Origin of the sequence: Neorhizobium tunisiense, assembly GCF_039631515.1 — a bacterium.
Lineage (GTDB): Bacteria > Pseudomonadota > Alphaproteobacteria > Rhizobiales > Rhizobiaceae > Neorhizobium.
Genome location: NZ_JBDIUU010000008.1, coordinates 277,044 through 288,733 on the forward strand (window position 1 = coordinate 277,044; position 11,690 = coordinate 288,733).

Below are 11,690 nucleotides of genomic sequence, written 5' to 3' on the forward strand. Positions count from 1 at the left end.
GTGCTCCTCCTGGGAGGCGCGATTGCAACAACCCATCGGAGACCGGGCCAAGCCATCAGCAGCGATCAGTTTTCGGCATCGCTTGCATCTGAAATTGCATTATTTCCGCATGGCCTGAGGCTGTATCCTTGCCCAAGGCGGACGGGTGCGATGATTGCGATCATACGTATTCCTGCCGCGTGCGAGGGAGGAAGACTTGCGACCGAATATCCTTTTCATCATGTCGGACGACCATGCCGCGCGGGCGATCTCGGCCTATGGCGCAGGTCTCAACCACACTCCCAATCTCGACCGCCTCGCAAGGGAGGGTGTGAGGCATGATGCGACCTATGTGACCAATTCGATCTGCACGCCGTCGAGGGCCGCGATCCTGACCGGCACGCACAACCACGTCAATGGCGTCACGACGCTCGTGACGCACATGAACAATCGTATTCCCAACGTCGCCAAGTTTTTGAAAGCCGCAGGCTATCGCACCGGCATCTTCGGCAAATGGCATCTCGGAGAAGGTCCTCTCCACGAGCCGAAGGGGTTCGATGACTGGGCCGTCGTTCCTGGGCAGGGGGATTACTGGGACCCGGCCTTCATCGATCGCGAAGGCCGGCGGCGAATTCCGGGCTATGTCACCGATATCATCACCGACAAGTCGATCGATTTCATCGAGCAAGGCGATGGTCGCCCGTTCTTTCTGATGTGTCATCACAAGGCCCCCCATCGTCAGTTCGTTCCCGACCCCAGATACAATCATCTCTGGGCGGAAGAGGATCTTCCGCTGCCGTCGACGTTCAACGACGATTATTCCGACCGCGCGGCAGCGGCCGCCGCCGCCCGCATGCGCATTCGTTCCGACCTCAACTGGGAGGATCTCGGGCTCGTGCAGCCGGAGGGGCCGGCGACCGTCGCCGGAGAGTTGATGCTGGATCAAATCCCGGTTCGCCGCGTGCCGGAACTCAAAGGCGGGGAGAGCATCACCGTGGTGTGCGCCTCGACCGGCCGGAACTACACCTTCACCGATCCACAGGCTTTCGCGGAATTCAAATACCAGCGTTATATGAAGCGCTACCTCCGGACGGTTCAATCGATCGACGATAATGTCGGCCGCCTGCTCGACTACCTCGACGAAAAAGGCCTGACCGAGAACACGCTGGTGATCTACACCTCCGACCAGGGCTTCTTCCTTGGTGAGCACGGCTGGTTCGACAAGCGTTTCATGTACGAGGAAAGTCTGCAGATGCCGTTCCTGGCGCGTTACCCGGCGGCGATCCCGGCCGGCACGACCAGTCGTGATCTCGCCTGCAACGTCGATTTTGCGCCGACCTTCCTGGACTATGCGGGGGTGCGGACGCCTTCCTTCATGCAGGGGCGGTCGATGCGACCGGTGCTTGACGGGCGGACCCCAGACGACTGGCAGCAATTGGTGTACCATCGCTATTGGATGCACAACGATGCCATCCACGGCGCCTGGGCGCATTACGGGGTGCGCGACGCCCGCTACAAGCTCATCTACTGGTACAACGACGACCTGGGACAGCCAGGCGCTCGACCGAACGGTGCGCCGCCGGAATGGGAGTTATTCGACTGCCTGGAAGATCCGCACGAGCTGCGGAACGTCGCCGACGATCCGGCCTATGCGGGAATTTTCCGCGAAATGCTCGACAAGCTCGACACCTATATGGCCGAGATCGGCGACATTGCCGAGCATCCCAAGGAACTGATTTAGGGAACCGGCTTAGGGATTGTCCCTTCTGAAGATCCAGTCATGGTCCGGGTGGTTCTTGAACCGCCATTTGCGGATAGGGCCGGCCATGACGTTCAGATAATACATCTCGTAGCCATAAGGCGCGCCGCAGGGGTGATGGCCCTTCGGCACCAGCACGAGATCGTGGTCGGAGACGGCCATGGTCTCGTCAAGCGAACCGTCTTCGGTGAAGACCCGCTGGAAGCCGAACCCCTGCGCCGGGTTCAGCCGGTGGTAATAGGTCTCTTCCAGATAGGTCATGTCGGGGAAATTGTCCTCGTCATGCCGGTGCGGCGGATAGGATGACCAATTGCCGGCCGGCGTGAACACCTCCGTGACCAGAAGGCTGTCGGCGACGTCCCTTTCCTCCATGGCGATCGGGTAGATGTAACGGGTGTTGGCTTGCCTGCCGCGGGTGTTGAGGGAAAGCCCTTCCGGTCCGATCACCGCCGCTTCGCGTCCGGGCTTGGCCGGCGCGGTGCAGACAGCGAGCGTGCATTCGGTGGTCGCCTTCGCGCTCCAGTCGGAACCGGCAGGCACATAGACGCAGTGCGGCGGCTTGCGCTCGAAGACGTTCATCCGGTCGCCGAGCTCGCCGAAAGCCTTGCCTCCTCCGGAGATATCCGCCTTGCCCTCGACCAGCACGAGGATGACTTCCGTATCTCCCGTCGGTTCCGCAGCGCTTTCGCCGGGCTTCAGGCGGTAGAGGCCAAATCCGACATAACCCCAGCCGGCATCCCTCGGCGTCACGTCATGCACCTTGCCGGATGCGCCTTTCGGCTTGCGCAGCAGGTTGGTCATGCGTTGCCCCTCCCCTTGTCGAGGCCGACGGCCTGGGCCATCGCCTTCAGCGAGGAAAGACCCATGCTCTGGTATTCGAAGGGATTGCGCACGTCCGGGTCCTGTTCCGCCTCGATCACCAGCCAGCCCTCATAACCATGGTCGGCGGCGATTTTCAGCACCGGCGGGAAACTCACGCCGCCTTCCTTGTCGCCCGGGACGGTGAAGACGCCGCGGCGCACACCTTCGAGAAAGGAAAGGCCTTCGCTCCGCACCTGCGCGGCGATATCGGGCCGCACGTTCTTGGCATGGATATGCCCGACGCGGGCCATGTGGTTTTTCGCGGCGCGCTCCGGGTCGCCGCCGCCGAACAGGCAATGGCCGGTATCGAGCAGAAGCTTCGCGTGCGGGCCGGTATGGGCCATCAGCCTGTCGATCTCGTCTTCGCTTTCGACGATCGTGCCCATGTGGTGATGGTAGACGAGCGTGATGCCCTGCCCGGCTGCAAACTCCGCCAGCGCCTCGACGCCGGCACCGAAGGATTTCCACTCGCCGTCAGCGAGTTTCGGACGGTCGTTGACGGCCTTGCCGTTGTCGCCGTGGATGGCATTCGACGTCTCGCAAACGATGATGACCTTCGAACCCATTGCCTTGAGGAGATCGAGCGCCGGCTGCATCGCTCGTTTCTCGTCCTCGACCGAGTTGACGAGCAGGTTCAGCGAATGCCAGCCGGAAACATAGCGCAGCCCGCGCGGCTCCAGCACGGCCTTGAGCGCGGCCGGCTCCTGCGGGAACTTGTGGCCCTTCTCGATGCCGTCGAACCCGATCTTCGCGGTCTCGTCGAGGCATTGGTCGAGGCTGATATGGGCGCCGAGCGAACGGTCGTCATCGTTCGACCAGGCGATGGGATTGGTACCGTAGAGGATCATGTCAGCGTCTTTCCTTGAGTGCCGCTTCATAGGCGGCGCGAGCTTGCGTGACTTCAGCGCGGGTCGAGACCTGCGGCACCGCGACGTCCCACCAGTATCCCCCGCCTTCAGGCGTCGGATAGGGATCGGTGTCGATGACAATCACGGTTGCGACCTTCGCTTCCCGCGCACCGTTCAATGCCGCTTCCAGATCCGCGATCGAGGAGACCTTGCGGGCATCGGCGCCCATCGCGGCGGCATGGGCGGCGAAATCGATCTGCATCGGGTTCGCCTGGTTGGTGTGTGCATAGAGATTGTTGAACTCTTCGCCGCCGGTCGCCATCTGCAGCCGGTTGATGCAGCCGTAGCCGCGGTTGTCGGTGATCACGACGGTGATCTTGACGCCCATGGCAACGGCCGTCGCAAGCTCCGAGTTCATCATCATGTAGGAGCCGTCGCCGACCATGACGATCACGTCGCGATCCGGCTCCGCCATCTTGATGCCAAGCCCGCCGGCAATCTCGTAGCCCATGCAGGAGAAACCGTATTCCATGTGATAGGAGAGCGGCCTGCCCGCCTTCCAGAGCTGGTGCAGCTCGCCCGGCATGGTGCCGGCCGCACACATGACGACCGTGTTGTCGCGCGAGGCGCGCTGCACTGCGCCGATCACCTGCATGTCGGTCGGCAGAAGATTGCCGTCCTTGGGAGCAGCGGTGACCGCATCCGCCTTGGCGAACCAGTCTTCCTTCAGGCTCGCATCCAATGCCTGGAAACGATGATCGCCGAGCGCCGCACTGATCAGCTCCAGCCCGACCTTGGCGTCCGAGACGAGCGGGATCGCCTCGTGTTTGGCGCTGTCATAGGGCTGGACATTGAGCGACAGGATACGGCGCGTGGGGTTTTTAAAGAGCGCCCAGGAGCCGGTGGTGAAATCCTGGAACCGGGTACCGACGCCAATCACCAGGTCGGCATTTTCGCAAACGGCATTGGCGCTCGAAGCGCCGGTCACGCCGACCGGACCGAAATTCGATGCATGGTCCCAGGACAGCGCCGACTTGCCGGCCTGCGTCTCGACGACCGGGATATTGTGCCGGCTCGCAAACGCCGCGAGCGTCCCGGTCGCGGCGGAAAAATGCACGCCGCCGCCGGCGACGATGACCGGGTTTTTTGCGGCCCTGATCGCCTCGACCGCACGTTCAAGCTCGTTCTCATCCGGCCGCGGCCGGCGCCAATGCCAGATTTTCCTGTCGAAGAAGCTCTCCGGATAATCATAGGCCTCGGCCTGCGTGTCCTGGCAGAAGGCCAATGTCACCGGGCCGCAATCGGCCGGGTCCGTCAACGTCCGCATGGCGCGCGGCAGCGCAGTCAGAAGGTGTTCCGGCCGGCTGATGCGGTCGAAATAGCGGCTGACCGGCCGGAAGCAGTCGTTGACGCTGGCAAGACCGTCGCCGAAATTCTCGATCTGCTGCAGGACCGGATCCGGACCGCGATTGGCGAAGACGTCGCCAGGAATGAAAAGCACCGGCAGGCGATTGACATGCGCCAACGCCGCTGCCGTCACCATGTTGAGAGCGCCCGGTCCGATAGAGGAGGTCACCGCCATCGCTCGGCTGCGGCGCAGCTGTTTCGAATAGGCGATTGCCGAGTGGGCCATCGACTGCTCGTTCTGGCCGCGATAGGTGGGCAGGTCGTGGCGGATGCCCGCCAGCGCCTCGCCCATGCCGGCGACATTGCCATGGCCGAAGATAGCCCAGACGCCAGCGATGAAGGGTACCCCCTCCTCCGTCATCTGGTTGGCAAGATAGCGCACCATCGCCTGCGCGGCGGTCAGTCTCACTGTTTTCATCGGCCGTTTCCTCCTCCGCTGCCGGCTCTTGCGCGCGCCGTGTCCCAGGCCGTGCAGAGCTCGCGGTATTTACGCACCATGTCGGCGATCGCCTCTTCGTCGCCGATCGCGCCGGCAAACCAGCGCCGCGCGGCATCGCCAAAAATCGTCCGACCGACGGCAAAACCCTTCACAAGGTCGAAGCGTGCCGCAGTGGCAAAGCTTTCCTCCAGCTCCGCCATCGGCGCATCGAGCCCGAGCACGACGATGCCGCGCACATAGGGATCGTGCTTTTCGATCGCGGCGCAGGCATTCGCCCAGGCGGCCTCGCTCTTCATCGGCTCGAGCTTCCACCAGTCGGGATAGACGCCGATCTCGTAAAAGCGCTCGATGATATCGGCAACGGTTCGATCGTTGACCGGTCCGACCTTGGAGGGGATCACCTCCAGCAGCATTTCCAGCCGGTTGCGGCGGGTGGCGGCGAACAGGCGCTGGATCACCTCTTCCTGTTTCTCCCGCATCTCGGCCGGATCATCGGGATGGTAGAAGCAGAGAACCTTGGCGACATTCTCGACCGGCCATTCGGTGATGCCGCCGAAATCGGGACCAAGCTCGGGCTCCAGCGTCAGCGGGCGCGAACCCGGCCATTCCACCGGCCGGCCGATCCACAATCCCGTGCCCGTCGCCTTGTAAAGCGTCTCGCGGCCGAGCCGCCCGTCGCAGAGAATGCCGTAGCCCTGCCTGCCATCCGAGACGTCGAGCGCCGCCTTCAGGCAAAGTGCCTTGAATTCATCGATCCGCTCCGAACTCTGGCCCGCCTCATCAGCAATGGTTTCGAGCTGCATGCGGTGATCGAAGGCGAAGACCCGCAATTGCGGCCATTCGCCCGTCCGGTTGGTGGACCAGTGTACCTGCTCCAGCGCACCGTCCTTGCGCAGCGCCTTGTCCCGGATGCCGGTGCGGAAGAAATATTGCAGCTCTTCCCAGCTCGGATAGGCCGGCGTGCAGCCATGCCGCGACACGGCAAAGGCGCCGCAGGCGTTGGCGTATTTCAGCGCGGTCGGCCAGTCCTCTCCGGTGAGCCACCCCTTCAGCAGGCCCGCCATGAAGCCGTCGCCGGCGCCGAGCACGTTGAAGACCTCGATCGGAAAACCCTGTCCCGTCTGGCCTTTTTCGAGGCTGTCGGGAATATCGCCTTCGAAGACGACCGCGCCCATCGGGCCGCGTTTGCAGACCAGCGTCGCCTTGGAGACGGCGCGAACCGCCCTCAGCGCCTCGAGCGTATCGGTCGAACCGCCGGCGATATGGAATTCCTCTTCCGTACCCACCAACAGGTCGAACAGATGCAGGCTCGATTGCAGTTTGGCGGTTACCTTGCCGGACTCGATAAAGCGGCTTTCGCCTGCTTCGTGGCCCGCAAGACCCCACAGGTTCGGACGATAGTCGATATCGAGGGCCGTGCGGGCGCCATTTTCGCGGGCGAGCCGCAGCGCCTTCAAGACGGCAGCCTCGGTGTTCGGGTGGGAAAGATGGGTGCCCGTGGCGCAGACGCAGCCGGCTTCCGCGATGAAGCCAGGATCGATATCGTCTTCGCAAAGCGCCATGTCGGCGCAATTCTCGCGATAGAAGATCAGCGGAAACTGGTGCTGGTCGCGGATGCCGAGCAAAACGAGCGCTGTGAGGCGCTCCGGATCGGTCTTGACACCGCGCACGTCGACCTTCTCGCGGACAAGCTGCTCGCGAATGAACCGGCCCATATGCTCTGCGCCGACCCGGGTGATCAGCGCCGATTTCAACCCGAGCCGGGCCGCACCCGCCGCGATGTTCGTCGGCGAGCCGCCGATATATTTGTTGAAGGAAGCCATATCCTCCAGACGCCCGCCGACCTGCACGCCGTAAAGATCAACGGACGAACGGCCGATTGTGATGAGATCCAGTGACGTCAAGATTCCCTCCCTTGCGGCGGCCGGGCCTTGTGCCCATCGATACCGCCCGGAGGCGGCCGGTCCTCTCCGGCCGCCTCCAGTCAGAAATGGACTATAAATTCTATTTTTGAATATTTCAACATAAACATTCAGTCGGATCGCTTTGTGCCCACCGCGACGGACAGCACGATAGCCAGACAGAGCGTCGCCGACAGTGAGCGGAAAGCGCCGAAATCAACCTCCGAGACTGAAAGTGTGATCGCTTCGAACTTCCGCAAGGGGCTGACTATCGTATCTGTCAACGCCACCACCGGAATGCCCCGCGCGCTCACTGCCTCGACCATGTCAACCGTCTCTGCCGAATAGGGAGAAAAGGTGACCGCCAGCAGCACGTCGCCGGTCCGGATTGCATTGTGGTTGTCGAGCCCGCCGACACCGGAATGCAGCATGGCCGGGACGTTCATCTTCTCGAACGCGTAGGAGATGTAACTTGCGACCGGAAAGGAGCGCCTGAGGCCGATGATGTGGATCATCTGGGCCTTCGCCAGCGCCTCGACGGCATCGTCCAGGGTCTTCGCATCGATCGTCTTCAGGAGGTTTTCAAGCGAGGCGCGACCGGCATCGACGAACTCGGCAAGCAGCGCGGAAGCGCTGCCCTCGGCCTTTTCCCGCAGGTGGCTCAGCCGTGTCGAATAATCCGGCCAGCCGCCCGCGTAGGACTCGCGAAACAGCCGCTGCATTTCGGAAAATCCGGAAAAGCCGAGGATCCGGCAGAAACGCATGAAGGCCGAGGGCTGCACACCGGCGCCTTCCGCCATCTCGGCCACCGTGGACACCGCGATCCGACCCTTGTTGGCCGCGACATAGTCGGCGCATTGCCGCAGCCGCTTCGGCAGGCCTTCCGAAACGTCGATCAGCCGTTCTTCGAATTGCTTGATGCTGGCCGGCGCCCTGTCCTCCATTCGGTCCTTCCGTTCTCCTTGACATGGATGAAATCACAAACTAGCAAAATAGAACATATATTCCAAATTTTGATTTGGACAGTGTGAAACGCAGCAGGGAAGGCGGTTGCGTCGCCCGCCCAGGCGGATCAGGCTGAAACAGCGGACAATGTCACGGGAGGACATCATGGTCACGAAACTGGCGCTTCTCGGCGCAGGCCGGATCGGCAAAGTACATGCGGGCGCCATCGCGGAGGACAAGCGAGCCAAGCTCGTCGCCGTCGTGGATGCCATGACCGACGCGGCGCAAGCGATCGCCGACAGCACCGGCTGCAAGGTCAGCACGATCGATGCGGTCGAGGCCGATCGCGATATCGATGCCGTCATCATCTGCACACCGACCAACACGCATGCGGACCTGATCGAGCGCTTCGCCAAGGCCGGCAAGGCGATCTTCTGTGAAAAACCGATCGACCTCGACGTAGACCGCGCCAAAGCCTGCGTCGAGACGGTGCGCAGGACCGGCGCCAAGGTGATGCTCGGCTTCAACCGCCGCTTCGATCCGCATTTCCGCGCGGTGCGCCAGGCGATCGACGACGGCAGGATCGGCAAGGTAGAGATGGTGACCATCACCAGCCGCGACCCCGGCCCGCCGCCGGCTGAATATATCAAGGTTTCGGGCGGCATTTTCCGCGACATGACCATCCACGACTTCGACATGGCGCGTTTCCTGCTTGGCGAGGAAATCCACAGCGTCATGGCGTCCGGCGCCGTGCTGGTCGATCCGAAGATCGGCGAACTTGGCGACTATGACAGCGCAAGCCTCATCCTGACGACGAAAAGCGGCAGGCAGGCCATCATCTCCAACTCCCGCCGGGCAAGCTACGGTTATGACCAGCGCATCGAGGTGCACGGATCGCTCGGCTCTGTCACCGCCGAAAACCAGCGGCCGGTCTCGATCGAGATCGCCAACAAGGACGGCTACACCCGCCCGCCGCTGCACGACTTCTTCATGACCCGTTATACAGAGGCTTATGCGGCGGAAATTTCCGCCTTCATCGACAGCCTGGAAAGCGGCTCGGCACCCTCGCCTTCCGCCGAAGACGGCGTGATCGCGCTGATGCTGGCGGACGCAGCCCTGCGGGCCGTCAAGGAAGGCAAGTCGATCGTCATCGGCGAATAGAGGTCCACGGCACCTGGTTTCGCACACAGGTGCCTGGGGTAGAAATACGGGAGTGCTTTCAGAACAACAGCGACGCGGCTTTCAACGAAAGGCCGCGTCAGGATTGTCTTGCGTTGGAGCCACGTGAGCATGCATGATGGACAAAGTTCATCGCATCAGGGGGATGAGGCATCGCTCCGGCAAAGGGTCGTGCACGGAGATATCCAAATGGCCTGCACGAACAATGTGAGACATTGTTTGCTCGCATCGGCGCTTCAAAAACCCAGCTTAAATCGAAAGAAATTCTGTTGAAAGCCAAGATAGGCTTGAAAGATGTGGCCCTGGATGCCGGTGTTTCGCTCAGTACCGCATCTCATGTTCTCAACGGAACCGCGCCCATATCCATAGAAGTTCGGGAGCGGGTGCTGAATTCCGCTCAACGGCTGGGATATCTGGAAAAGCGTAGAAGCCGGGCGACGATCGCCACGCTTCGCACCATTCTCCTGGCGGTCACCAGCGACGCCGCGCCTCACAGCGACATCAATCTCGTCAGCTGGACGATGCTCAACAGCCTGCGTCAGGAATGCGAACGCCTCAGTATCCGGATCGTGCCTTTTGTCAGCGCCGGCAGCCGCATCGACGCGAACGAGGTGCGCCGCATGGCGCAGGCCGAAAACGTCGACGGCATCGTCATCCTCAACGACGACCGGCCGGAATTGATCCGCGCCCTTGCCGCAGGGCGGACGCCGCTCGTCATCCTGAACGGCGAGGACCCTTCGATGCTGGTGGATACGGTTACCGGTGAAAACCGCTTCGGCGCCCGTCAGGGGACCGAGCACCTGCTTTCGCTCGGCCATCGCCGCATCCTGCATCTGACATGGAGGGGCAGGACCACCATCCGCCGCCGGTATGACGGTTACGCCGATGCGCATCTCGCCGCCGGCCTTGCCGTATTGCCGGAGATGGTCGTCGAGGCGGAGGGATACGAGCCCTATCAGGGCGAGCAGGCAATCCGCCAGTTGCTGTCCGAAGACCCCGGCCTGCGCGGCGCAACGGCGATCTTCTGCGCTGCCGACAACCTGGCGCTCGGCTGTCTGAGGGCGCTTGCGGCATTCGAGATCCGCGTGCCGGAGGAAATGTCCGTGCTCGGCTTCGACGACATCGTGCCCGGCGAGTTCAGCACGCCGCCGCTCTCGACTGTCCAGTTGCCGACAGACCGGCTGGGGGCGGCCGCAATCAGCCTTCTGGAACAGCGGCTCGTCGCCAACGATCCGCTGCGGCCGGCCTATCGGCTGGAACTCGGCTGCAAGCTGGTGCTGCGGGGCAGCGTCGCGCCGCCCCGCAGGTAAACCTCACTTCATTCCCGTGCCGGCAATGCCGGTGGTGATGTATTTCTGCAGGAACAGGAACACGACCGTGACCGGCGCCAGGCTCAGGAAGGTCATGGCGAGGATGTAGTTCCACTGCACGGAGAACTCGCCCTGGAAGGCGTTGAGCCCGACCTGCAAGGTGAAGTTTTCGCGGCTGCTCAAGACAATCAGCGGCCAGAGGAAGTCGTTCCACCGCCAAAGGACCGAAAAGATCGCCAGCACCGCAAGCGCCGGCGCCGTCAGAGGCAGCACGATGCGCCAGAAGATCCGGAACTCACTTGCCGCATCGACGCGGGCCGCCTCGATCAGTTCGTCGGGGATGGTGAGCATGTACTGGCGAAGCAGGAATACCCCTGTCGGCGAGGCGACCGTCGGGATGATGATGCCCCAGAGACTGTCCACCAGGCCGACGCCGACGATGACCAGGTAGGCCGGGACCATGACCACCGTCAGCGGGATCATCAGTGTCGAGATGATCAGCACAAAGATCGCCTTCTCACCCCGGAACCGGTATTTCGACAGCGCAAAAGCAGCAAGCGCATTGACGATCAGCGTCAGCAGCGTGGCGACGAAGGTGACGAAGACCGAATTCTTGAGGAAGGTCAGGAAGTCGAACCTAGTGAGTGGATCGGTGTAGTTCTCGGTGGCTATGGTGAGTCGCTGGACCGGCGAGATGTTCTTGACGTCGACGCTGATCGGCGGCCCGGGATTGCTGGGATCGACCATCTGGGCTTTCAGCCCGATACGCCGGACCATCGCCATCTCGCGCCGCTGGCCGTCGATATCGACGGTCCAGAGGCTGAGCGGAGCGTCGAAGCCCGGTACGGTCTGCTGAACCGCTGCGCGCGGCAGCAGCGTCGGCGGAAAACGGGTGATCTCGGCGGCCGGCTTGAAGGAGGAGAGGCCCGCCCAGACCACCGGGATGAGCACGGCAAGCGTGCCCAGGATCAGCCAGGCCCAGGAGAGAATGTCGGTGACGCCGATCCGCCCCGGCCGGCGGGTGCGTGTCAAGAAAGCAATGGGTGAGAGGCCTTGCGACAT

General features: G+C 62.5%; 9 protein-coding genes. 3 read left to right on the plus strand and 6 right to left on the minus strand.

All coding sequences use genetic code 11. The features are described 5' to 3' along the window. Positions 1 to 196: 196 nt before the first annotated feature. Complete coding sequence (locus ABCW43_RS22775) at positions 197 to 1,720, plus strand: sulfatase family protein (protein ID WP_345928659.1); 1,524 nt, start codon at positions 197 to 199, stop codon at positions 1,718 to 1,720. Positions 1,721 to 1,729: 9 nt separating this feature from the next. On the opposite strand, the gene iolB is transcribed toward ABCW43_RS22775, so the two are convergent. The 5 genes from iolB to ABCW43_RS22800 all read right to left on the minus strand — a co-directional run bounded on the left by iolB (position 1,730) and on the right by ABCW43_RS22800 (position 8,138). Next, positions 1,730 to 2,539 carry a 5-deoxy-glucuronate isomerase gene (gene iolB / locus ABCW43_RS22780; RefSeq protein WP_345928661.1) on the minus strand — a complete coding sequence of 270 codons (810 nt, stop codon included), beginning with the start codon at positions 2,537 to 2,539 and terminating at the stop codon, positions 1,730 to 1,732. Then, positions 2,536 to 3,447 (minus strand): myo-inosose-2 dehydratase, encoded by a 912-nt coding sequence (gene iolE / locus ABCW43_RS22785; RefSeq protein ID WP_345928663.1) that lies wholly within the window; start codon positions 3,445 to 3,447, stop codon positions 2,536 to 2,538. The genes iolB and iolE overlap by 4 nt, the downstream gene beginning before the upstream one ends. Position 3,448: 1 nt before the next feature. After that, positions 3,449 to 5,272, minus strand: coding sequence for a 3D-(3,5/4)-trihydroxycyclohexane-1,2-dione acylhydrolase (decyclizing) (iolD, locus tag ABCW43_RS22790; RefSeq protein WP_345928665.1), 1,824 nt, complete (start codon positions 5,270 to 5,272; stop codon positions 3,449 to 3,451). Beyond that, positions 5,269 to 7,197, minus strand: coding sequence for a bifunctional 5-dehydro-2-deoxygluconokinase/5-dehydro-2-deoxyphosphogluconate aldolase (locus ABCW43_RS22795; RefSeq protein WP_345928667.1), 1,929 nt, complete (start codon positions 7,195 to 7,197; stop codon positions 5,269 to 5,271). The genes iolD and ABCW43_RS22795 overlap by 4 nt, the downstream gene beginning before the upstream one ends. Before the next feature lie 128 nt (positions 7,198 to 7,325). Continuing rightward, on the minus strand, positions 7,326 to 8,138 hold the full coding sequence (locus tag ABCW43_RS22800) for a MurR/RpiR family transcriptional regulator (protein WP_345928669.1): 813 nt from the start codon (positions 8,136 to 8,138) through the stop codon (positions 7,326 to 7,328). Between the two features lie 166 nt (positions 8,139 to 8,304). Here ABCW43_RS22800 and iolG point away from each other — a divergent pair, with 166 nt between their 5' ends. Beyond that, positions 8,305 to 9,300: an inositol 2-dehydrogenase gene (iolG, locus tag ABCW43_RS22805; protein ID WP_345928671.1), complete on the plus strand. Its 996-nt coding sequence runs from the start codon at positions 8,305 to 8,307 to the stop codon at positions 9,298 to 9,300. 281 nt (positions 9,301 to 9,581) lie between these two features. Further along, positions 9,582 to 10,628, plus strand: a complete 1,047-nt coding sequence (locus ABCW43_RS22810; RefSeq protein ID WP_445738993.1) for a LacI family DNA-binding transcriptional regulator — start codon at positions 9,582 to 9,584, stop codon at positions 10,626 to 10,628. A gap of 3 nt (positions 10,629 to 10,631) precedes the next feature. Here ABCW43_RS22810 and ABCW43_RS22815 read toward each other — a convergent pair whose 3' ends face one another. Further along, positions 10,632 to 11,690 (minus strand): carbohydrate ABC transporter permease, encoded by a 1,059-nt coding sequence (locus ABCW43_RS22815; protein WP_345928675.1) that lies wholly within the window; start codon positions 11,688 to 11,690, stop codon positions 10,632 to 10,634.